18 protein-coding genes are annotated in these 24235 nt (G+C 38.9%); 6 read left to right on the forward strand and 12 right to left on the reverse strand.

Translation table 11 applies throughout. The annotated features are described in order from the left end of the window. Window positions 1-91: 91 nt before the first annotated feature. From MKL62_RS19060 to ahcY, 5 genes are all read right to left on the reverse strand, one after another. Window positions 92-2362 carry an NADP-dependent malic enzyme gene (locus MKL62_RS19060; RefSeq protein WP_000342684.1) on the reverse strand — a complete coding sequence of 757 codons (2271 nt, stop codon included), beginning with the start codon at window positions 2360-2362 and terminating at the stop codon, window positions 92-94. 236 nt (window positions 2363-2598) lie between these two features. Continuing rightward, on the reverse strand, window positions 2599-5448 hold the full coding sequence (locus MKL62_RS19065; RefSeq protein ID WP_000016038.1) for a putative bifunctional diguanylate cyclase/phosphodiesterase: 2850 nt from the start codon (window positions 5446-5448) through the stop codon (window positions 2599-2601). Window positions 5449-5582: 134 nt separating this feature from the next. Next, the gene (locus MKL62_RS19070) at window positions 5583-6305 is read right to left on the reverse strand and encodes a 16S rRNA (uracil(1498)-N(3))-methyltransferase (protein ID WP_005128239.1); all 723 of its coding nucleotides are present in this window, start codon (window positions 6303-6305) and stop codon (window positions 5583-5585) included. 18 nt (window positions 6306-6323) lie between these two features. Continuing rightward, a complete protein-coding gene (metF, locus tag MKL62_RS19075) occupies window positions 6324-7160 on the reverse strand; it encodes a methylenetetrahydrofolate reductase [NAD(P)H] (protein ID WP_000167014.1) in 837 nt (278 codons plus the stop codon). A 71-nt stretch (window positions 7161-7231) separates the two neighbouring features. Then, the gene (gene ahcY, locus MKL62_RS19080) at window positions 7232-8614 is read right to left on the reverse strand and encodes an adenosylhomocysteinase (protein WP_005128240.1); all 1383 of its coding nucleotides are present in this window, start codon (window positions 8612-8614) and stop codon (window positions 7232-7234) included. Window positions 8615-8835: 221 nt separating this feature from the next. Between ahcY and MKL62_RS19085 the strand changes: the two genes are divergently transcribed. Beyond that, window positions 8836-9372 (forward strand): cysteine peptidase family C39 domain-containing protein, encoded by a 537-nt coding sequence (locus tag MKL62_RS19085; protein WP_001196997.1) that lies wholly within the window; start codon window positions 8836-8838, stop codon window positions 9370-9372. A gap of 41 nt (window positions 9373-9413) precedes the next feature. On the opposite strand, the gene MKL62_RS19090 is transcribed toward MKL62_RS19085, so the two are convergent. The 3 genes from MKL62_RS19090 to lipA all read right to left on the reverse strand — a co-directional run bounded on the left by MKL62_RS19090 (window position 9414) and on the right by lipA (window position 13660). Then, entirely contained in the window at window positions 9414-9794 is a 381-nt protein-coding gene (locus MKL62_RS19090; protein WP_005128242.1) for a carboxymuconolactone decarboxylase family protein, read from the reverse strand. 103 nt (window positions 9795-9897) lie between these two features. Then, on the reverse strand, window positions 9898-12363 hold the full coding sequence (locus tag MKL62_RS19095; RefSeq protein ID WP_005128244.1) for an acyl-CoA dehydrogenase: 2466 nt from the start codon (window positions 12361-12363) through the stop codon (window positions 9898-9900). 283 nt (window positions 12364-12646) lie between these two features. After that, a complete protein-coding gene (gene lipA / locus MKL62_RS19100; RefSeq protein ID WP_001289259.1) occupies window positions 12647-13660 on the reverse strand; it encodes a lipoyl synthase in 1014 nt (337 codons plus the stop codon). Between the two features lie 196 nt (window positions 13661-13856). Between lipA and sthA the strand changes: the two genes are divergently transcribed. Then, the gene (gene sthA / locus MKL62_RS19105; RefSeq protein WP_001137505.1) at window positions 13857-15269 is read left to right on the forward strand and encodes a Si-specific NAD(P)(+) transhydrogenase; all 1413 of its coding nucleotides are present in this window, start codon (window positions 13857-13859) and stop codon (window positions 15267-15269) included. Window positions 15270-15512: 243 nt separating this feature from the next. Here the strand turns inward: sthA and MKL62_RS19110 are convergent, their stop codons facing one another. From MKL62_RS19110 to map, 4 genes are all read right to left on the reverse strand, one after another. Continuing rightward, entirely contained in the window at window positions 15513-16727 is a 1215-nt protein-coding gene (locus tag MKL62_RS19110; RefSeq protein WP_005128245.1) for an MFS transporter, read from the reverse strand. A 174-nt stretch (window positions 16728-16901) separates the two neighbouring features. After that, window positions 16902-18248 carry an MFS transporter gene (locus tag MKL62_RS19115; protein WP_000097620.1) on the reverse strand — a complete coding sequence of 449 codons (1347 nt, stop codon included), beginning with the start codon at window positions 18246-18248 and terminating at the stop codon, window positions 16902-16904. Window positions 18249-18657: 409 nt separating this feature from the next. After that, window positions 18658-19728, reverse strand: coding sequence for an OmpW/AlkL family protein (locus tag MKL62_RS19120; RefSeq protein ID WP_000976520.1), 1071 nt, complete (start codon window positions 19726-19728; stop codon window positions 18658-18660). 204 nt (window positions 19729-19932) lie between these two features. Continuing rightward, entirely contained in the window at window positions 19933-20760 is an 828-nt protein-coding gene (map, locus tag MKL62_RS19125) for a type I methionyl aminopeptidase (protein ID WP_001089491.1), read from the reverse strand. Between the two features lie 209 nt (window positions 20761-20969). Here map and rpsB point away from each other — a divergent pair, with 209 nt between their 5' ends. From rpsB to MKL62_RS19145, 4 genes are all read left to right on the forward strand, one after another. Further along, complete coding sequence (gene rpsB / locus MKL62_RS19130) at window positions 20970-21722, forward strand: 30S ribosomal protein S2 (protein ID WP_001982118.1); 753 nt, start codon at window positions 20970-20972, stop codon at window positions 21720-21722. Window positions 21723-21859: 137 nt separating this feature from the next. Next, a complete protein-coding gene (gene tsf / locus MKL62_RS19135; RefSeq protein WP_000125378.1) occupies window positions 21860-22735 on the forward strand; it encodes a translation elongation factor Ts in 876 nt (291 codons plus the stop codon). A 65-nt stretch (window positions 22736-22800) separates the two neighbouring features. Beyond that, the gene (locus tag MKL62_RS19140; RefSeq protein WP_000182522.1) at window positions 22801-23286 is read left to right on the forward strand and encodes a DUF3465 domain-containing protein; all 486 of its coding nucleotides are present in this window, start codon (window positions 22801-22803) and stop codon (window positions 23284-23286) included. 98 nt (window positions 23287-23384) lie between these two features. Further along, window positions 23385-24209, forward strand: a complete 825-nt coding sequence (locus MKL62_RS19145; protein WP_000554500.1) for a helix-turn-helix transcriptional regulator — start codon at window positions 23385-23387, stop codon at window positions 24207-24209. Window positions 24210-24235: the final 26 nt, after the last annotated feature.

Genomic DNA, 24235 nt, shown 5'->3' on the forward strand with positions numbered 1-24235 from the left:
GAAAAAACCTCTATTCTTCAAGCAATCATGCTACAGAATAGAGGTTTTCTCAAGTCATTAGAAAGGCTTTTCGTAAAAAGCGGTTTCTAAATTACTTTTCTTGCTGTTGAATTTCAGCAACAGTTAAAGCAGTCATATTGATAAGACGGCGAGTCGTCGCTGTCGGAGTCAAAATATGAACTGGTTTAGCAGCACCTAGCAAAATTGGACCAATTGTTACGTTGTTACCAGAAGTTGCTTTTAACAAGTTGAACGAAATATTTGCTGCATCTAGGTTCGGCATAATCAACAAGTTCGCTGAACCTTTGAAACGAGAACCAGGGAATGCAAAATGACGAATATTTTCGTCTAATGCTGCATCACCATGCATTTCACCTTCAACTTCAAGCTCTGGAGCTTGCTCAGATAAAATACGATAAACTTCACGCATTTTTTGAGCGCTTGAGTCTGTCTGGTCACTACCGAAGCTTGAATGAGAAAGTAGCGCGACGCGTGGTGTAATACCAAAGCGACGTACTTCTTCAGCCGCTAAAATAGTCATTTCAGCAAGTTGTTCAGCAGTAGGATTAGTGTTTACATAAGTATCAGCAATAAACAAGTTGCGATCTTCAAGCATTAATGCATTAAGCGTGAAGAAGTTGTTCATGCCTTCTTTAAGACCAATTACATTACGTACGAAGTCAAGGTGGATGTTGTAGCTACTGTAAGTACCACATAACATACCATCTGCTTTGCCAAACTTAACTAGAAGCGCAGCAATGAGTGTTGAACGACGGCGAGCTTCACGTTGAGCATATTCAACAGTGATGCCTTTGCGTTGCATAGTTTGATAGTAGTCTTTCCAGAACTCTTCGTATAACGGATTTTGTTCTTGATCTACAATCTCGATATTTACGCCGTGTTGTAAACGTAAGCCTAATTTTTTGATGTTTGCTTCAATGACTGCTGTACGACCAACTAAGATTGGTTTAGCTAAATCTTCATCAACTGCAATTTGAACAGCACGTAATACGCGCTCATCTTCACCTTCAGCGTATGCAATACGCTTAGGATCTGTTTTTGCTTGAGCAAAAATCGGTTTCATCAAGAATGCTGAGTTATAAACAAACTCAGAAAGTTTTTGACGATATGCAGAGAAATCTTCGATAGGACGAGTTGCAACACCTGAATCCATTGCTGCTTTAGCAACAGCAGGCGCAATTTCCAAAATCAAACGTTGATCAAGTGGGCGTGGAATTAAGTAGTCACGGCCAAATGAAGCAGATTTTTCACCATAAGTAGCTGCGTCAGCTTCTACGTGAGCCATACGTGCAATTGCGTGTACACATGCAATTTTCATATCTTCGTTAATTGTTGTAGCACCTACATCAAGTGCACCACGGAAGATATAAGGGAAACATAAAGCATTGTTTACTTGGTTCGGGTAGTCCGAACGACCAGTTGCCATGATTACATCTGGACGTACTTCATGTGCATGTTCAGGCAGAATTTCTGGATCCGGGTTTGCTAATGCAAAGATAATCGGATTTTCAGCCATTTGTTTCACCATATCTTTGGTGAGAATACCAGCAGCTGAAAGACCTAAGAACATATCCGCGCCAGCCATTACTTCATGTAATTGAGTCGCTTTAATGTCTTGTACATAACGTTTTTTCGATTCATCCAAGCCTTCACGTGAAGTTGTAAGAAGACCACGAGAATCGGCAACAATGATGTTTTCTTTATTTACGCCTAAAGCACAAAGTAAATCTAAACAAGAAAGGGCAGCAGCACCTGCACCTGAAGCAACGATTTTGATTTCTTCAATTTTCTTATTAACGATTTGTAGAGCATTTAATAATGCTGAACCTACAATAATACTTGTTCCGTGTTGGTCATCATGGAACACAGGAATTTTCATGCGTTCACGAAGTTTCTTCTCGATATAGAAACATTCAGGTGCTTTGATATCTTCAAGGTTAATACCGCCGAAAGTTGGTTCTAATGAAGCAACAATATCAACGATTTTATCTGGATCGTTTTCAGCAATTTCAATATCAAATACATCGACACCAGCGAACTTTTTGAACAGAACGCCTTTACCTTCCATTACCGGTTTAGAAGCTAATGGACCAATATTACCTAAACCAAGAACCGCAGTACCGTTACTGACAACAGCAACCAAGTTACCACGCGCTGTATATTTTGCAGCAGCTGAAGGATCACGTTCAATCTCTAAACATGGAGCAGCAACCCCTGGTGAATAAGCTAGAGCCAAATCTCGTTGGTTGACAAGTTGCTTACTTGGCGTGACGCTGATTTTCCCTGGATTTGGATATTCGTGGTAATTTAAAGCGGCCTGTTTTAAAGATTGATCGTCCATCTGAGTCTCTATTGATACAAAAAAGCAAACTAGTCAAGTTGCTCACAAAGGTTGGTAATTTATCTGCTTACTATGTACAAAATTATATCAAGTAACATAATAGGTAGACGAATGGCCAATAGCCTCATGGTGAGCTAAATGCTAAAGAATATAACACTACTTCTCTATTTCTCACAGTCAAAAACGCTCATTTTTGGAAAAACCAGCGCATGTAAAATAGACTGTTAAAACAATTATCAAATATGCGTATTTGTTTGTAGATATTGAAGAATCTGATTTGGATGAAGTGGACGGCTAAAGAAAAAGCCTTGTAAAAAATCACATTGCTGCTTTTGTAGATAAATAACTTGTTCTTCGGTTTCCACACCTTCTGCAACTAGCTTTAATCCCATGCTTTTACCCATCGCAATCATCGCATTCACAATTGCTTCTTGTTTTTGATCACCGATTTTCGAAACAAAGGCCCGGTCAATTTTTAAAACATCGATTGGGTATTCTGTTAAATAAGCTAGCGATGAATATCCAGTGCCAAAATCATCTAGTGCAATTGAAATATTACGTTCTTTAATGGAGTGCAATAGTTTTTTTACATTGTCAGTATTATCTAATAAAGCAGATTCCGTGATTTCTAGTTCTAAATTTGAACCATCAAGATGATATGTGTCTAAAACTTCGTCTAAATCACTGAGTAAAAGACCTCGATGAATTTGTTGAGCAACAATATTTACAGAAACTCGGACATCGGCGTAGCCTGCTTTTTTCCATTCTTGTAGCTGTTTGCCAACTTTATCTAAAACGACTTTACCAATATCGGAAATAAGGCTACTACGTTCAGCAAAAGGAATGAACATATTCGGCATAACTAACCCTTTTTCAGGATGCTGCCAGCGAATGAGTGCTTCAAAACCTTTAATCGATTTGTCATTTAAATTAATTTTTGGTTGGTAATACACAACAAATTCATCATTTTGAATGGCTTTACGCAACTCTTGTTCTAAGTCTGCTGTTTTATATGGGTTTGTAGTTTTATTACAGTAATAGCTGATAGTATTGCCACCTAAACGTTTTGCTTCCGACAAGGCTTGTTCGGCATGATTGTTGAGGTGATCAATTTGCCGGCCATGCTCAGGGAAACAAGCAACCCCAATAGAAGCTGTAATGAAATATTCTTGTTCATCAATATAAAAAGGCGCATTTAAAGCTTGTAATATATTTTGGCAATATTGCTCAATGTTGGGATGAATAGGTGATATTTCATAAATAATTGCAAAATCATCGCCGTTTAAGTAAGCCACTAAAATTGCATTGATATTGGTCAGTCGTAGTCGCTGTGCAAATTGTTTAAGTAACTCATCCCCACTATCATTATTTAGAAATTCATTAAATGCTCTAAATCTATCGATATTAATACGTATTAAAGCCAGATTTTTAAAACTATAAGATGGATTAACAAGATATTGATGTAATTGATTATAATAGTAAAAGCGGTTAGGAAGGTGAGTCAAACTATCATAGTTTTTTAAATAAGATAAATGCTGCTCTTGTCGCTTTTGGTCGGTTAAATCACGTGCAAAACCAATATAATTAATAATCTGGTTGTACTCATCTTTAACTGCATTAATATGAAGCCATAAATAGACACTTTTACCCGATGTAAACTTTTCATCAAATTGGCCCATATATTCGCCAGTTTTTAGAAGTTGTTGAGTAATGGAGTCGTGAAATTGTTGTTGCTGTAGCTTCTGATTTATTGTGATATTAAATAGCTGCTGGCTTAATAATTCAGATTTTGAAAAGCCAGTTAATTTCTCATAATAGGGGTTAACTTCAATATAGTTGAGTTTTTCATCTAGAATAAAAATTCCTTCAGCTGCTTGCTCAAGCACAATCGCAGAAAGTCTCAAATGTTCTTGATCTTTTTTTTCCTGATGAATATCTCTGGTCATTCCAACCATACGTAAAGCTTTATTGGTTTTAGGATCACGGCTAATGACACGTCCTACGTCATGAATCCAACGCCAAGAACCATTACGACGTAAAATGCGGAAAGTAATATTGAAGTGATCAGACTTTCCTTCCAAGTGCTCTTTTAAACGTTCATCAAATAACTTTCGGTCATTGGGATGAATGCGCTCTAAAATTGACTTGAGGTGTAAAGGAGTATTTTGAGTTTGTTTTTGTTGATCAAAAAACGTTATTTCTAATTTTTGTTTCTCAATATCCCAATCCCACGGTCGGATACCTGCTGTTTCATGTGCAAATGCTAAATTATGATGATGGCTTTCAAGCCTCTCATTCATTTTAGTGAGGTCATATGTCCTTTCCCGAACCTTTTGTTCGAGCAAATGATTATTAAATTGAAGCTGTGCTTCAATATCTTTAGATTTATTTACTTCTTGTTGGAGCTGTACACATAACTCTTCAGCCCATTGAGTATGCTGTTCTGCTACTTGAACAAGTTGTTTATTTTTAAATAATAGTTGAGAAATTTTTTGATAGTTACGCTGAGTTGCATAAGCACAAAGCAAAGTTGCGACGAAAGCTAAATTATATGCAAAGTAAAAGGGGAGTTGGGTGATTTGAGAATGAGTAAACTGTCCAATAATGAGTGGAACTGTACTTGGAATAAAGAGTAAATAAAAATATCGAGGTTGTTGAGTTAAAAATGTAAGACCAATTATGTGAGCTGAGGTAATAAATAATGCTATGAGGATATGAACATCAGAAACAGATATTAAAGTATCAGGAAGGGAAAAATGCAGAACAATGATATTTATTCCCATTAAAATTCCAGACGCCAAACAAATGCCTTGTAGCACTAAATCTGTTTTCTTAATGAAATGAATATCACGATAATGTGTTAATAGCTTTGGGACAAATAATAGACAGGTAAGCGTTAAAATAGTAAAGCCAATTGACCAAATAAAGTTTGTAATGTAAGAAGTAAAGTAACAAAAGAAAATAATAGCTGAAATTAGGCACAGTAAAATTAGGCTAACAAGATACCAGCGGATATATTGAATTGAGAGGCGAAGCTGCTCAATTTTTGTTTGATGCTGTAAATATTCTTCCTGAAGGCCAGACATAAGATTTTTCTATCCTATTTTTTTACATTTATACAGAAAGAATCTGATTTATCAGTGGAAAAAAATTTAAATTAATATTCATACCGTAAAAGTAAGTTAACTTTAATTGTTGATTTAATCAATGTTCAATAAGTTTATATGGATAAAAACCGATAATTTAAAATAGATAATGCTACAACAGGTGCAGTTTCAGTACGTAATACACGGTCCCCAATACACCAGTTCATAAATCCAGCTTGATTGGCTTGCGTAATTTCATTGTCACTTAAACCACCCTCAGGACCAATTAAGAGGGCTAGTTCAGGTTGTATCCCTGCCAATACATCTTTTTGTTCTTTTTCAGGAGCTAAAACAAATTTAGATACAGGAAGGTCAGATGAGTTTAACCATTCATGAAGAGAAATAGGTGCTAAAACTTCTGGAACTAAATTGAGTCCACATTGCTCACATGCTGCAATTGCAACAGCTTGCCAATGATCTAATTTTTTTTGATCGCGGTCGTATTTCAAACGCATTTCGCAACGTTCACTGGTCAAGAGCTGAATCTTACTGACACCAAGTTCAGTTGCTTTCTGAATGGCATAATCCATTCGGTCACCTTTACTCATGACCTGACCAAGTATGGCGTAAAAAGGAGCATTACGGTTTACAGGATTAAAATTCTCAATAGTGACAAACGCATTTTTTTTATTAATTTCGGTCAATGTCGCGAGATACTCACCACCTTGGCCATTAAATAGTATGGCTTGTTCTTGTAATTGTGCGCGTAAAACACGTACCCAATGATGGAAGACTGATTCAGTTAGTTGAATTATTGAGCCAACTGTAAGTTCAGTTTCGATAAAAAAACGATTCATTGGGTACGCCTTACAAAATTAATTTAAACCAAGGTCAACAACAAGCTGACGAGTTGGTTCGACTTGGTTCATTGAGTAGAAGTGTAAGCTTGGTGCACCACCTGCAATGAGGCGTTCGCATAGCTTAACAACAACTTCATGACCAAAAGCTTTAATACTTTCACTGTCATCGCCATAGGCTTGTAATTGCTTACGAATCCAGCGAGGAATTTCAGCACCAGTACCATCTGCAAAGCGGATTAAATTGCTTGCATTGGTAATAGGCATGATACCAGGAGCGACCGGAATGTTAATTCCAGCTTTTTCCAAACGCTCTATAAAATAAAAGTATGAGTCTGGATTAAAGAAGAATTGAGTAATTCCCGCATTGGCACCAGCTTGTACTTTTTCAATAAAACGTTGGATATCTGAGTCAAGGCTTTCGGCTTGAGGATGCATTTCTGGATAAGCCGCAACTTCAATATGAAAGTGGTCGCCTGAGTGCTCACGAATAAAACGTACTAAATCTTGAGCATAAGGAAGTTCGCCAAGACCAACCTGTCCAGATGGTAAGTCACCACGTAAAGCGACAATACGGTCAATGCCTTGAGCTTTGTATAAATCGAGTAGTTCAGCAATACGCGTCTTATCATCACCAATACAAGAAAGGTGAGGGGCAACAGGAGTGCCTTTACCATTGAAATCTTCAATAGCAGCAAGTGTGCGTTCACGAGTAGAACCACCAGCACCATAAGTAATCGAGAAAAACTCTGGATTTAATTGCTGTAATTCTTGGTGAACAATACGAAGTTTTTCAGCACCGGCATCAGTTTTTGGCGGAAAAAACTCAAAAGAAATAGGTGTACGTTTAGTCATGTCAAATCCTTGTAAACAGCGAAACATTTTTAGAAAAAAGGGCAGTCGGTTCACCGTCTGCCCTTATGTTCTTAGTATTTGTAAGCGTCAGATTTGAATGGCCCCTCAACAGCAACGCCTAAATAATCAGCTTGCTCTTGAGTTAACTGAGTGAGTACACCACCGAAACCTGCAACCATTGCAGCAGCAACTTCTTCGTCAAGTTTCTTAGGAAGAACTTCTACGCGAATTTTTGCAGCTTTTTCACTTGTAGGTAGGTCGGCAAATTTCTCTTGGAATAAGTGAATTTGACCTAAAACTTGGTTAGCAAAAGAACCGTCCATAACACGTGATGGGTGACCAGTTGCATTACCTAAGTTTACAAGGCGGCCTTCAGAAAGAAGGATAAGATAGTTGTTTTCGTCTTCTGAACGATAAACTTGGTGAACTTGTGGCTTAACTTCAACCCACTTGTAACCACGTAAATAAGCCGTGTCGATTTCTGTATCGAAGTGACCGATGTTACATACAACTGCACCAGCTTTTAAGCTGTCTAACATCGCTGCATCACACACATGGTAGTTACCGGTTGTTGTTACAACAAGGTCAGTGTTGCCAAGAAGATCGTGGTTAATGTCTTCTTTTTTACCTGTTTGTACGCCGTTTTTGTATGGAGATACAACTTCATAACCATCCATACATGCTTGCATTGCACAAATTGGGTCAACTTCAGTTACACGAACGATCATGCCTTCTTGACGTAAAGATTGAGCAGAACCTTTACCTACGTCACCGTAACCGATCACAAGCGCACGACGGCCAGATAAAAGCATATCTGTTGCACGTTTGATTGCGTCATTTAATGAGTGACGGCAACCATATTTGTTGTCATTTTTAGATTTAGTAACAGAATCATTTACGTTGATTGCAGGTACTTTTAAAGTGCCGTCTTTCCACATTTCGATAAGACGTTGAACACCTGTTGTAGTTTCTTCGGTAATACCGTGAATGCGCTCTAAAAGAGCAGGATATTTTTCATGAACAAGAGCAGTTAAGTCACCGCCATCATCCAAGATCATGTTGGCATCCCAAGGTTGGCCATTTACATTGATTTGTTGTTCAAGGCACCATACATATTCTTCTTCAGTTTCACCTTTCCAAGCAAAAACTGGAATACCGCGAGCAGCAATTGCAGCAGCAGCGTGGTCTTGAGTCGAGAAGATATTACAAGATGTCCAGCGAACTTCAGCACCTAATTCAACAAGCGTTTCAATAAGAACCGCTGTTTGAATAGTCATGTGGATACAACCAAGAATTTTTGCACCAGCAAGTGGTTTAGACGCTGCATAACGTTTACGTAAGCCGATCAAAGCTGGCATTTCTGCTTCAGCAAGTTTGATTTCTTTACGACCGTAGTCAGCAAGTGAGATGTCAGCAACTTTGTAATCTGTAAATGAAGCATTAACCGCGTTCATCAGGATCTCCTAGGAAAAAATAGTATTGATCATTCTGTTCGCGGATGCCGTTGTTGGTTAAAACGAGTGTTTAACCGATCGTCGAGCCTGGCAAAATGATCTTTAGTGCCGATCATTTGTCGCAGCATCCCTCGACTAGCGAAACATTGTACTTGGAAAAGCTTTTAGTGCCAATCCAGTTTTGTTTATTATCTGCGTAATTACGACTTTAGATCTAAATTATGGCCTTAAATATTCCCGAATCTTTGGCAACCCTCGAAGCGAACTGTGGCCTTTTTGCAGTTTGGATGGTACTTCAACATCATGGAGTACAAATTGATGTTGCTGAGCTGATTAAAGTTTGCCGCTATGACGATGAAGGAACTTATACGATTGCTTTAGCCGTTGCTTTAAAAAAGTTGGGCTTTGAGGTGTCATTTCACTCAGATCATGATCCTAACATTAGCCCAAGCGAACGCATGAGCTATAAAGAAGCAAAGATATTAAAAATACCAACTGGGCCAGCGCTGAGCTATCAAGATATTCAAACAGAGACTCAAAATGGAAAAATGGTGATTGTGTACTACGACACTTTAGAAGGGGTAGGGAATCAGTCGCTCATTTATTCTATAGATCAAAATGAAATCTGCTTTTTTGATAGTTTTGAGCCGATGTCGGCAGCAGTTTTTGAGAATCAACGTAAAGCAGAAGGTATTTGCCGTCAGGCTGTCGTAATTGGTGACCGTAATTTAAATATTCATTCGACTAAATTGAATTAAACTTAAATGAGCCAGTAAAGTGCTGGCTCATACTGAAGTTATTATTGTTGATATTCTTGAATGACTTCTAACGCAGCCCGGAAAGCTTCCTGAGTAGCAGGGGCACCGCAATATGGCAGGCTATGCAATAAAGTTTCCTGAATTTCTTCAACTGTACAACCATTGTTGAGTGCACCACGAACATGACCCTTGAGTTCTGTTGGTGATTTGAGTGCAGTTAACATTGCCAAAGTAATTAATGAGCGATATTTACGTGGCAGCACACCTTCACGTTGCCAAGTCGATCCCCATGCATGTTCATTAATCCAGTCTTGTAAAGGCTGGGTAAAGGGCACGGTATTTTCTTGGGCACGTTTTACAAAAGCTTCTCCCATCACTTCTGTGCGTACTTTTAATCCATTTTCGTAATCTTGCTTAGACATTAATTTCTCCTAAAAATAAAAGCGTCGATTGACGCTTTTATGGCTGTTTATTAATTAATGCGAATCAAAAATGATTGCAATAGTGAATTAGTGGAGGCATCAGTCACACTATTTGATGAGGATTTGATAAAGGCAGGACTTTATTTAGCTTTTCATCAAAAACATCGGTAAGCATGCTATCGAATCGAATTGCGTTGTACTGCAATAATTGTTGAGCTTCGCTTTCAGAAATAAAGCCTTCTTTTATCGCTTGCGCAATATTCTCTTCAAAAGTAAGACCCGTAAACTTGCCTTTGGATTCAGCTTTCTTAAACTTATCCCAAAGCGGTTCAATGGTTCTTAACATTTGGAACGTGTGCTCTAGACGGCCAGTGACATCATTAGGTTCAGTTGAATAGTACACATGGCGTTTGAGTTGCTCTCTAAACGGATGTTCTTCCATCATGAGTTCAGCAACTTGTTGTTTTAACTCATCGTCAGGTTTTGAAATCACACGACCTAACGGGAAGCATATCCATTTGACAAATGCTGCTGGAAGCTTGGCTGGGAAGTTGCCAAATAGTCCCCAAAATGCTTCCTGAATATTCAAAAATGCTTTTTGCAGTGCTAGTTTGGCATGAAGTTGTTCAGCTTCAGTTTTTTGTCCAGCCTCATAATATTTTAAAATTGCAGTGGCAATAAACAAGTGCGCGTGAATATCTGCCAAGCGGCCTGATAGCATTTCTTTACGCTTTAGATCTCCTGCGAGTAATCCTAGTGCCATATCGGAAACAAGTGAAAAATTGGCGCTAAAACGATTGATGGTTTTATAGTAACTTGCAGTGAATTGATCTGCTGACTGAGGCGCATCACTCGAACCACCCGTCCAACCATAAGCAAATGATCTAGCACCGCGGTTAAAGGTATAGGCTAAATGTTTAAACAACAAATCATCGAATTTTTGTACGGCATTGGCTTTGTCATCAGACTGAAGTAATTGCAATTCTTCAAAAAGATAAGGGTGACAGCGCATTGAGCCTTGACCAAAAATCATCAATGAACGGGTTAAAATGTTTGCACCTTCTACCGTAATGGCAATTGGAATCGCTTGATAGGTGAGAGCAAGGAAATTGCGTGGTCCAAGTTGAATTGCACGTCCTCCAGCAATATCCATTCCGTGATTAACCACTTTACGCATGGTTTCGGTTGCATAGTATTTTGCCATGGCAGTCATTACAGCAGGGGTTCCACCTTGGTTCAGACCGCATGTCACTAAATAACGGAATGCTTCAAGCATATAAGCATCGCTGGCAATTTCACTGCTTGCTTCTTGTACACCTTCAAATTTGCCGACAGAAATATTAAATTGCTGGCGAATTCTTGCAAATGCACCGACAGTGAGATAGCTCATTTCACCTGCGGCCGTGGCTAATGCGGGCAGTGAAATACCTCGGCCAACACCTAAGCATTCCATCAGCATGCGCCAGCCTTTACCGGCATTTTCTTGTCCGCCAATAATCCAGTCAATTGGAATGAAGACATCTTCACCTTCTACTGTCCCATTCATGAATGGAGAGCCCGGATAATGTCGTGCACCTATTTTTACGCCTGCATGATTGGCTGGAATTAAAGCGCAGGTAATCCCGTACTCAGTTTTAGTTTTATCTCCAAGTAAACCTTCGGGGTCATAAAGTTTAAATGCTAGACCGACCACTGTGGCAATTGGAGCGAGCGTAATCCAACGTTTAGAGAAATTCATGCGGAGCCCAAGAACTTGAGCACCTTCATATTCGCCATAGCAGACTACACCCGAATCTGGAATTGCACCTGCATCTGAACCTGCTTCCGGACTGGTTAAACCAAAGCATGGAATTTCTTCACCTTTAGCAAGTCCCGGTAGATATTGCTGCTTTTGCGCATCTGTACCGTAATGCATGAGTAATTCACCGGGTCCTAATGAGTTAGGAACCATACAACTCACCGCAGCAGTTAATGAACGCGAGGCAATTTTGCTCATAATGCGACTTTGAGCAAATGAGCTGAACTCTTTACCGCCAAAGGATTTTGGAATAATAAGGCCTAAGAAGCCTTTATCTTTAATGAACTGCCAAACTTCAGGAGGAAGGTCTTTTAATTGATGGTGAATTTCCCATTCATCCAGCATGCTACATAGCACTTCAACTTCATTATCGATAAAACTTTGTTCTTCTGGTGAAAGTGTAGGATAGGGATATTTTTCAAATTGCGACCAATCTGGAGCCCCCATAAATAACTCTTTTTCCCACCAGCATGTTCCTGCTTCTAAGGCTTCTTGTTCAGTGGTACTGATGCTCGGCATTGAGTTGGCCAGAGTTTTATATGCAGGTTGGGTAATTAAGTTAAACCGTAAAGGTTTAAACAAAATAATAATGCTAAGTGCAATAAGGGGAATCCCTAAAAGTAATGCCCACGGCGTTAAAATGAAAGCAGTAAGTATGGCTACAGCAATCGTAATAACACTACCAGTGACTCTATTTAGGTTAAAAAAGAAAATTGCCCATATTGCAACAAGCTGAATGACAATACTTAAAACAAAGAGTAGGAAAATCATACTTGCTCCTTGCTAGATAAGCCCTCAAGTTAGAAATAATAAAAAAGCGAGGAGAGATTTAAGGCTTAACTAGCGAATTTTTTAATGCTGTTTAAATTTGATTTTTTATGTCGCAATTGATGTATATGCTAGAGCAGGGATATATCGTGCTTTTAGGTATAAAATATTTTTGAATGAAAGTGTAATGGCTTGTTTTATCGATTTGTCAAGAAATGTTATTGATTTTCTTGTATAAATAAAAAAGCCCTCATAATCTGAAGGCCTTTTTAATACTTATGAAGTGTTAAGCTTCGATTGCTTGTACCGCAATTTTTTTCGCAGGATCTACCTTGCGACGAACTTCAGGAACAGGTTCACCATAGTATTGGCGATCAGCAAAATAGCTTGAACGAACCATTGGTGCAGACCAAATATTTCTAAAGCCAAGTTTACGGCCATGCTCTGCATAACGTTCAAATTCTTCTGGTGTTACAAAACGGTCAATTGGTGCATGCTGTTTAGAAGGCTGCAAGTATTGACCAATAGTGACATAGTCGACATCGTGAGCACGTAAGTCATCAAGCAATGCAATGACTTCTTCTTCAGTTTCACCAATACCCACCATCAAACCACATTTTGTTGGGATATCTGGGCAGTATTCTTTAAACATTTTTAATAAGTTTAAAGAGTGTTGATAATCTGAACCTGGGCGCATCGCTTTATATAGACGTGGCACAGTTTCAATGTTGTGGTTAAATACGTCTGGCGGACATTCAGTCATAATGCGTAAAGCAATATCCATACGTCCACGGAAGTCTGGTACTAAAATTTCAAGTAATGTATTTGGGCTAAGTGCGCGAGCTTCTTTAATACAGTCCACAAAGTGTTGTGCACCGCCGTCAAGCAAGTCATCACGGTCAACCGAAGTGATTACTGCGTATTTGAGCTTAAGATTGGCAATTGTCTCTGCCATGTGGCGTGGTTCATCAGGGTCCAATGCATTTGGACGACCATGCGCTACGTCACAGAAAGGGCAACGACGTGTACAAATATCACCCATGATCATGAATGTTGCTGTACCACCGCCAAAGCATTCTGGAAGGTTCGGACAAGCTGCTTCTTCACAAACGGTATGGAGTTTTTGAGCACGTAAAGTCGTTTTAATACGCTGAACTTCTTCTGGTGCCGTCATCTTGACACGAATCCAGTCAGGTTTACGCGGCACTTCAACCGTAGGTACAACTTTTACAGGAATTCTTGCGACTTTTTCTGCGCCACGAAGTTTTACACCCTGTTCAGGTTTACGGTGTTCTGACATATTTAACTTTTCCACTCGTTTATAGAGACATTGACATTGTATTATAGCGGACTTCTACAAGTAATAGCGGAAAATAACTATTCATATAATAAATGTGGCTATTCAGAAATATAGGGTTGAGAAATACATAAATTCACCGCATATTAGCCATAATTTATTATAAAATATGGTCATTCAACAGAGGAAGGAGCTTTCAATGCCACGTAAAAAAGAGGTCGTTAGTGGGAATTTCGTTAAGTACGATGCGGTAGTTCTCGGTTCTGGACCTGCAGGTGAAGGCGCGGCAATGAAGCTTGCAAAAGCTGGTAAGCGTGTTGCAATTGTAGATGTACGTGATCAACTCGGTGGTAACTGTGCACACGTAGGAACCATTCCAAGTAAAGCATTACGTCAAACAGTTTCTAGCATTATTCGCTATCAGCGTGATCCAATGTTTCAAAAAGTAGGTGAATGGAAACAGTTCACTATGAAACAGGTCTTGCGTAATGCGCACAAAGTGATTCAACAACAGGTTGATACGCATACACGCTTTTATGACCGTAACAAAATTGGTGTCTTTCACGGTCGTGCATATATTCAAGACAAAAATACAGTTTTAGTTTTTAGCCACGAAGGCATTAAAGAAACAATTATCTGTAAGCAAATCGTGATCGCGACAGGTAGTCGTCCTTATCATCCGCAAGGTCTTGATTTTGACCACCCACGTGTATTTGATTCGGACAAAATTCTTGATCTTGATTACTCAATTCAAAAAATCATTATTTACGGCGCAGGTGTTATTGGCTGTGAATATGCCTCAATCTTTATTGGTTTAGACCATAAAGTTGACTTGATCAATACTCAACAAAAACTCTTAAGTTATCTAGATGATGAAATTGCCGATGCTTTGTCTTATCACTTACGTGAACAGGGCGTGTTGATTCGTCACAATGAACAAATGGATCATCTTGAAACATTTGATGACCACGTTGTTCTACATTTACAAAGTGGTAAAAAGATTAAAGCTGATGCGATTCTTTGGTGTAATGGCCGTTCAGGTAACACAGAAGGTTTAGGTCTTGAAAATGTTGGGTTGGTACCAAATAGTCGTGGTCAACTTTCTGTAAATGATCAATATCAAACTGAAGTTGAAAACATCTATGCTGCTGGTGACGTGATTGGTTGGCCTTCACTTGCTTCGGCTGCCTATGACCAAGGGCGCTGTGCTGGTGCAAACATGAGTGGTGAAGATGCGAAGCCAGTACGTGATATCCCTACAGGTATTTATACCATTCCGGAAATCTCATCTATTGGTAAGAATGAACAGGAATTAACGGAAGAGAAAATTCCGTATGAAGTCGGTCAGGCTTCTTTCCGTCATTTAGCGCGTGCACAAATTACCGGTGATACAGTAGGTGAGTTGAAGATTCTTTTCCATCGTGACACTTTGGAAATTTTAGGTATTCACTGTTTTGGTAATAATGCTGCTGAAATTATCCACATTGGACAAGCAGTTATGCACAGCCCAAACAATACTTTGAAATATTTTGTTGAAACGACATTTAACTATCCAACCATGGCTGAAGCATACCGTGTAGCTGCACTTAATGGTATGAATCGTTTATTTTGATTTTAAATAAGTTTTTCATGAAAAAGCCCGCAAACTTGCGGGCTTTTTTATTTTTATTAGACCATATGTTTTTTATATTTTTATGACAATGTACAGAGTGATTTCAGCGTCTCATCCCTCTAGTGTGCACAAAATGCTTGATTAAAATATTCAAACAAATCAGGTGTCTGTTTCCATAAAACAATAGATAAAACCAGAAGAGCTAAGATGAGGAAAGTCACAATTGTTTTCAAAAGTACGGCATTATGCGTCATGAATAACAGCCTCCTCATTTACAAAGAAATGTACGATTACCCCTAATATACTCAATGCGATAGAACAGAGCCAAATCGCATTGTAATTACCTGTTAAATCATGGTTAACACCACCAAGCCAACCACCAAAGAAAGACCCGACTTGATGGGTGAAAAATACAATACCACTTAACATTGAAAGGTATTTAACACCAAACATATTTGCCACGATACCATTGGTGAGAGGAACCGTAGAAAGCCATAGAAGCCCCATGATAATACCGAAAGCATATACTGTATAAGTGCTTAGAGGTAACAATAAGAAAGCAATGATTGCGATGCCGCGGCTACCATAAAGTGCCATTAATAACTTAGGTTTCGAGAAACGATCTCCTAACCAGCCTGCGCCATAAGTTCCTACGATATTAAATAATCCGACTAAAGCAAGAAACACCGTACCTGTAGCGGCATCAAAGCCGTGGTCGATTAAATAACCTGGTAGGTGAACACCCAAAAAGACAACTTGGAAGCCACATACTAAAAAGCCTAAAGCTAACCACCAAAAAGGTTTATGTTTTCTAGCAATATTCAGTACTTGTTTAAAGGTGAGCTGAGGTTGGGCAATTGCTTTTGGGGTTTGGTTGCTTGGCCCTTTTAACATCCATGCTAGAGGCATAATAAGAGCGATTAATAGCGCACTTACCATTAAAGCTGACGACCATCCCACTGTCTTAAGTAAGAGAAGGGTAGAAGGCAGCATAATAAATTGGCCAAAAGAACCAGCTGCACTAGCAATACCCATTGCCATACTTCTTTTTTCTGGCGGAGTAGCTCGGCCTACTGCGCTAAGCAAAACTGTAAAAGAGGTTGCTGATAAAGCTAAACCAATAATAAGACCTAAGCTTAAATTCAAAATGAGTACACTTGAACTAAAAGCCATTAAGAGTAAGCCAAGGGTATAAAGTAATCCGCCGACTGTTACCACAACTTTACTGCCATATTTATCTGCAATTGCCCCAGTAAAAGGCTGAACTGCACCCCAGATTAGATTTTGCATGGCAATTGCTAGACTAAAAACATGCTGTCCCCAACCGAACTCATGACTCATCGGGACTAAATAAAGCCCAAAGCCATGTCGTACACCTAGTGACAAAGCCAAAATAATGGCACTTCCAATGAGCATATAAATGAGTGATTGGGAAAACTGATGGCTTGTTTTAGTCATTGTGAGTAGAAAATTATAAGAATGTGATAAATCATTGTAGAAGATATATCGAATAATATCGATATATCTATAAAATTATTTTAAGAAAAATTAAAAAGTATCTTAGAGATTTCGGATTATTATGAAAAAGGTGAAGAAGCAAAAATCATTTGTGATTTCTGCTTCTTATCAGAATTAAGCTGCTGAATTGCGTTCAAGTAGAGCTTGTTCAAAAAGTATTTTTTCTTTTTCTTTGTGCTCGGTTGTGAAGCGAATCAAAATTACACTACAGCCTGCAACCATAACCAGTCCACCTAAAATAAATAGACAAGTTTGAATATCAAGTACGCCTTTTAGTAAGAAACCAGCTGCTACTGCGCCCACATTTCCACCTGCGCCAATAATGCCTGCGACGCCGCCTAATGCATTTCGGTCAATAAAAGGGACTAGTGCATATGTTGCTCCGCAAGCCATATGGGTAAACAATGCAAAAACTGTCATGGAAATAATTGCAAGAGCTACGACGTTCATTTGAGAGAAGAGTATTAAGAATAAACCTTCACCTAAAATCATCAGTACAAGTACTTTAGTACGTCCGTCTAAACCTTTTTTAAGTGCGACTTTATCGGAAATAATACCGCCTAATGCACGTGCAAATAAGGCAAGAAGGCCAAATATACCTGCGGTTAACCCTGCTGTTTTTAAATCCATTTTGAATTGGTCAACATAGTACATTGCGGCAACATTATGGATGAAAATTTCAATACCAAAGCAAGCACCATAAGCGAGGAATAAAATCCAGACACGGTAGTTACGAGCCGCTTGCATTAAGATTGCCATGCCACCTTTTTTACCGCTACCCACCTCAATACCTTGTGCACGAACTTCTTTAAAGTTTCCTTGAGGACAGTCTTGGGTAAGTTTCCAGTAAAGAACCCCAACAATTACCATCATTACGCCTGGTACGATTAATGCAACGCGCCAACCCATAGTTTGCTCGACACCGAACATTACAATTGCACCGAGTAATAAAGGCATTAGAGCTTGTGTTGCACCACCGCCAGCATTACCCCAACCCGCAGCAGCTGCATTTGCTGTGCCTACGACATTTGGTGCAAACATGATACTGGTATGATATTGCGTAATGACAAAGCTTGCGCCAATTGCACCGATGAGTAAACGGAAGAAAAGAAAAGATTCATAGCTGTTGGCAGCGGCAACACCAAATACAGGAATACTGCCCAGTAAGAGAAGGGTGGTGTAAGTAATACGCGGACCATATTTATCACAAAGTGGTCCGACAGCAAGCCGCACTAAAATTGTAATTGCAACGGCGGCAATATTAATATTGGCAATTTGATCTTTGGTTAAGCCGAACTCACCTTTAATAACGGGCATTAATGGAGCGCAAGCAAACCATGCGAAGAAGCAGACAAAGAACGCGAGCCAAGTCATGTGGAAAGCACGCATGGCTGGGGTTGAAAAACTGAATAATTTAATTTCAGTCGCTTTTTTTGCATCTAAATTAATATTTGAAGACATACGCCGTCCCCCTGAACTGAACGAAATTTTAATTTGCACGACAAAATGAATTGTCTATTTGCATACCGATCAGAGCGGACATCTTTGGCCGTCTTGGTTTATCCATTGAATCGCCATTGATTCATCATGTCATAAATAAAGCAAAGGTCGTGCCAAAAGATAATTTTTACTAAAAGGAAAATCTTAGTTTTTAATTTTATTAGGTTAGTTGTCTAACATAAAAATGATTAGAGAAAAGGAATTAAAAGAAGAGGTGTTAATCAAAAATAAAGAAGGTTGAACTTAGTAAATATGATCCTAAAAAATGCTCATTTTTTTGGCATTTTGGTTTAAAAAGAAGCAATTTTGGTGGGATAAAAAAGCTATAAAAGCTTAAGTAAAGCTTTTATAGCTTGTGTGCTTTTGAGATTTAGAATCGGTAACCAATACCGGCATAACCTAATATTGGATTAATTTCGATATCTGCTTTTGCATTAATTAACTCACCGTACTTGGCATCATTGACTGTAATTGTTGTATCCGTTTTTAAGTGAGCATAAGACACAGAACCAACAGCATACCATTTGTCATTAAAGTCATAGGTGAAACCTAAAGTTGCTACGGGTGCAATTGCGTCGGATGCCTCAAGATCTACTTTAGGATCACCAGAGCTAGTTTTTCTTTCTAAAGCAGCACCCGATTTACCATCTTTAATATTGACAATCATATGCCCAGCATTTACTAAGTCATTTTCAATTTCAGGATTTATTTCTAATTCATTGAAATATGCATACATCACACCTAGTCCAACATAAGGTCTGAATTTATTTACGCCAGTTTTGCCAAAGTGATATTGTAATTCAAATGCTGGTGTCCAAGCTCGAGCTGATGCCGCACTCCCATGTGCTTCAAGATCGGTAATAAAAATATTATTTTCAAGTTCCATAGAACCAAGAATTCCACCAGCAGGTTTTGCAGTAGCGGAAAAAGGTGCATAAATCTTACCTTTACCTTGTAGATCGACTTTAGGCGGAATCCCTGCTTTTACTTCTAATGAAATATTATCCGTAAAAAAGTAATTTGTCATAAGACCGAGAGTAGTTACATCATCTGCTTCTAAGCCCGTATTCTCAGCTTCCCATTGACTCAAACCGCGAATTTCAGCTGTTCCACTTAACCATGCGGGAATAGTATCAGTACCTAAACCAATAACATCAATAAGTTCTTCAAGAACGACATTACTATTACTATCGGAAATATTGTCTTGAATAGTTTTTACTTTAATATCTCCGACCTTAGATTGCTCATTTTCCTTAACAGAAGTGTTAATCCTAAAAGGCTGGGCTTTTCCTGTTGGTTTGACATATAAAGGACCAGCTGAGACTGAAAAACGTTTGAAACCATCACCATCTTTTAAACTAAAATATGGGGAAGCGGCGGAAGTGACTGTTGGCAGAGCAAATAAGGCAGCTGTCATACAAAATAATGACTTTTTCATCATAAAAGGACTCCATGTCCGAGCATTTGTTTACTGATTTTTATTGAGCCCACCATAACGCGTTTTATTGAAAAAATTGTGTATTAAAAATTAATAATTGTAATTTTTTTGAAATATTTGTTTATATTTGGAAATATTTATTAATAAAAAGTACAAAATAAAAAAGAAAAGGCTACATAAAGCAGCCTTTTATTAATTTTGATTAAATTATTGATTAAAGCGTGAAAGATCTTCTTCTGGGCGAGCTGTTAATACTTCAATCCCTGTTTTAGTGACTAAAATAGTATGTTCATATTGAGCTGAAAGTTTATGGTCTTTGGTTACAACTGTCCATTTGTCACCAAGCAATTTGGTTTGCCAAACACCCGCATTTACCATAGGTTCAATAGTGAAAGTCATACCAGCTTCTAAACGCATGCCGGTACCAGCTTGGCCATAGTGCAACACTTGAGGTTCATCATGGAAAACGGTACCAATGCCATGACCACAATATTCACGCACTACGCTAAAACGCTCTGATTCGACATATTTTTGGATGGCATGTCCAATATCGCCTAAATACGAACCATCTCTAACTGTTGCCATTCCGCGATACATCGCTTCTTGAGCTACTTTACATAAACGATTTGCCAGAATAGAAGTTTCACCACCCACGATATACATCATGTTGGTATCGCCATGATAACCATCTTTAATGACGGTCACGTCGATGTTAAGGATATCGCCGTTTTTTAAGATTTTATTTTCAGAAGGAATACCATGACATACAACATGGTTAACCGAAGTACAGATAGAGTGTTGAAAAGCAGGGCGTCCTGGCGCACCACCGTAACCTACACAGGCCGGAATAGCGTGCTGTACATTTTCAATATGATTACGACAAATCGTATCAAGCTCGAGTGTGCTTACACCAGCTTTAATATGCGGCTTGATCATATCTAGAACTTCAGCCGCCAGTCGTCCTGCAATGCGCATTTTTTCAATTTCATCTGGAGTTTTGATTAATCGACGTGGAGCTGTATAAGTACTGTTCATGATCTCTAAAAACTTTTGGTAATTTACAAGCGTCTATGGTATAAATAGCCGCCCATTTTATCAAATGCTTTTCGTGAATATCTTTTACGAAGAATTTTGATAGGTGGAGTAAAAATCCGCACATATATCGTCACATTACTCTGGGTGCCCGTAAAAAGGTGGAGAATGCGGATATATGGAGGCCTAACCCAACTTTTAAGGTAAAGAAAATGGCAGATTACAACGTAAGCATGCGCGACCTTCTTCAAGCAGGTGCGCACTTTGGTCACCAAACTCGTTTCTGGAACCCAAAAATGCGTCAATACATTTTTGGCGCGCGTAACAAAATTCACATCATCAACCTTGAGCACACTGTTCCTGCGTTAAATGATGCTTTGAACTTCGCTAACCAATTAGCAAGCAAAAAGAACAAAGTTTTGTTCGTTGGTACAAAACGTGCTGCTTCTAACATCATCCGTGAACAAGCTCAACGCGCTGGTCAACCATACGTAGATCACCGTTGGTTAGGTGGTATGTTGACGAACTGGAAAACACTTCGCCAATCTATCAACCGTTTAAAAGATCTTCAAACTCAATCTCAAGACGGTACTTTTGCTAAGCTTACTAAACGTGAAGCTTTAGAACGTACTCGTGAGATGGAAAAACTTGAGCGCTCTTTAGGCGGCGTTAAAAACATGGGTGGTTTACCTGACGCATTATTTGTAATCGACGTTGATCACGAAGCGATTGCAATCAAAGAAGCGAAAAACTTAGGTATTCCTGTTATCGGTATCGTTGATACAAACTCTAACCCAGACAACGTAGATTACGTTATTCCTGGTAACGACGATGCGATCCGTGCAGTAACTTTATATGCTTCAGCTATGGCTGATGCAATTCTTGCTGGTAAAGAATACGCTCAATCTCAAGCGAACGCTCAAGCAAAAGGCGATGACGCTGCGAAAGACGCTTCTGAGGCTTAATGCGTTTTGACGCAGGCTTGTCATTTTTGCGACATGTAATGGTGGCAAATTAAGCGTCGAGAGTGCAAACGGCCCAGAGTTTCTTTGGGCCGTTTTTGTTGAACAGATTTATTTTCTACCGATTTTAGGAGATCAACATGACTGCAATTACTGCAAGCATGGTAAAAGAATTACGTGACCGTACTGGTCTTGCAATGATGGAATGCAAAAAAGCATTAACAGAAGCGAACGGTGACATCGAACTTGCTATTGATAACCTTCGTAAATCTGGTCAAGCTAAAGCTGCTAAAAAAGCTGGCAACATTGCTGCTGACGGTGCAATCACTATCGTTCAAGACGGTAATAAAGCGATCTTAGTTGAAGTAAACTGTCAAACTGACTTCGTTGCTAAAGACGAAAACTTCTCTAACTTTGCACACACAGTTGCTGCTGCTGCATTAGCTGCTGGCGAAACTGATGCTGCTAAAATTGCTGAATTAAAATTAGCTGATGGCCAATCAGTTGAAGAAGCTCGTATCGCGCTTGTTCAAAAAATCGGTGAAAACATCCAAGTTCGTCGTGCGAAAATCGTTGAAGGCGAACAATTGGCTATCTATAAACACGGTTTAAAAATCGGTGTTGTAGTTTCTTATACTGGTGATGCTGACACTGGTAAAGGTATTGCAATGCACGTTGCTGCATTCAACCCAGTAGCAGTAAATGCTGAAGCTGTTCCAGCTGACCTTATCGCTAAAGAGAAAGAAATTGCTGAAGCGAAAGCGTTAGAATCTGGTAAACCAGCGAACATCGTTGAGAAAATGGTAACTGGTTCTGTTGAGAAATACTTAAACGAAGTTGCTCTTGACCGTCAAATGTACGTTATCGACAACGAGAAAAAAGTTGCTGACGTATTAAAAGCGACTGGTACAAATGTTGCTAACTTCGTACGTTTCGAAGTTGGTGAAGGTATCGAGAAAAAAGCTGAACTTAGCTTTGCTGAAGAAGTTGCTGCTGCTCAAGCTGCTGCGAAGTAATTCGTATCTTCAAAAAAAGCCCCCTATGGGGCTTTTTTTATCTCTGTTGAAAACGGAATATAAAGATGACAAATAAAAAGAATCTAGGTATTGGCGGCATAATTGTTTTATTGATTGCTGCATATTTGGGTCTGGACTTATCTGGGCATAAAAACAATTCGACACCATCATCAAGCATACCTGCGAATCAGCGTACTGAAACGACGTTTTCAAATGATGGAGTAGATACCATAAAGGCTGCTTATGAACGTAGACAAAGTAACGTTCAAGTGCAGGGTAGTGGTCGAGTAAAAGCAATCTTAAAAGAAGATAATGATGGGTCGAGACACCAGAAATTTATTCTGATATTAAAAAATGGACTTTCAATTTTAGTAGCACATAATATTGATTTAGCACCAAAAATTGAAGATTTAAGAAAGGGTGATATTGTCGAATTTAACGGGGAATATGAATATAACGAAAAAGGTGGAGTATTACATTGGACGCATCATGATCCACAGAACCGCCATGAAAATGGTTGGTTGAAACATAATGGTCGTATTTACCAATAGAAAATAGGGTATCCATTTCCGCATAACAGCAATTTTGTTCTATGCATCTTTTTAAAACATGCTATGTTTTTTTGTAGATAAATAGATGAGATGTATATATGCACCGGGAACAGGCTGACTACTTGCATTTGCGAGAGTTGGGCGGTTTAGAATTATTAAAAGCACATTATCACCAAACACAGTTTTCAAAGCATACTCATGAAGGATATTGTATTGGTGTCATTGAAGAGGGTGCACAGTCTTTTTTTAGGACGGGTCAGCTACATGTTGCCCCTAAAGGTGACATTATTTTGGTTAATGCAGATGAAATTCACACCGGCTCATCTGCTGTCGAATCGGGCTGGCGTTACCGTGCAATCTATCCTACACCCGAAATGCTTGCTGAAGTAAGCCAAGATTTTTTTGAGCAAGGCCATGGGGCACCTTGGTTTCCGCAAGCTGTAATTCAGGACTTGGGATTATCTCAACAACTCTGTTTATTATTTGATTTATTAGAACAAAAAGACAATTTTTTGCTTAAAGAAACCATGTATTTATCGACATTGGCATGCTTAATGGTGCGTCATGGTAAGTCAAGACACACCTTTTGCGAGTTACCAGAAGCTTATTCAAAAGTATTAAAAGTTAAAGATTTGTTAGCTGATATGCCTGAAAAGAATTTTTCTTTGCAGGAATTGGCTGATATGGTCGGGTTAAGTGCATGGCATTTTTTAAGACAATTTAAAAAACATGTGGGTTTACCGCCTCATGCATGGTTAGTACAGGCGCGTTTGCAAAAAGCGAGACAATTATTAAAACAAGGCGTTCAAATTGTAATGGTTGCACAGCAATGTGGTTTTTCTGATCAAAGCCATTTTAATCGTCATTTTAAGAAGGCGATGGGTGTTACACCAACCCAATATGTGGCGAGTCTTAATCTTTAAAATTTATTTGCAGTGCTAACCGCAAT

It is taken from the genome of Acinetobacter sp. AOR01_HL (genome assembly GCF_027855455.1).
GTDB lineage: Bacteria > Pseudomonadota > Gammaproteobacteria > Pseudomonadales > Moraxellaceae > Acinetobacter > Acinetobacter baumannii.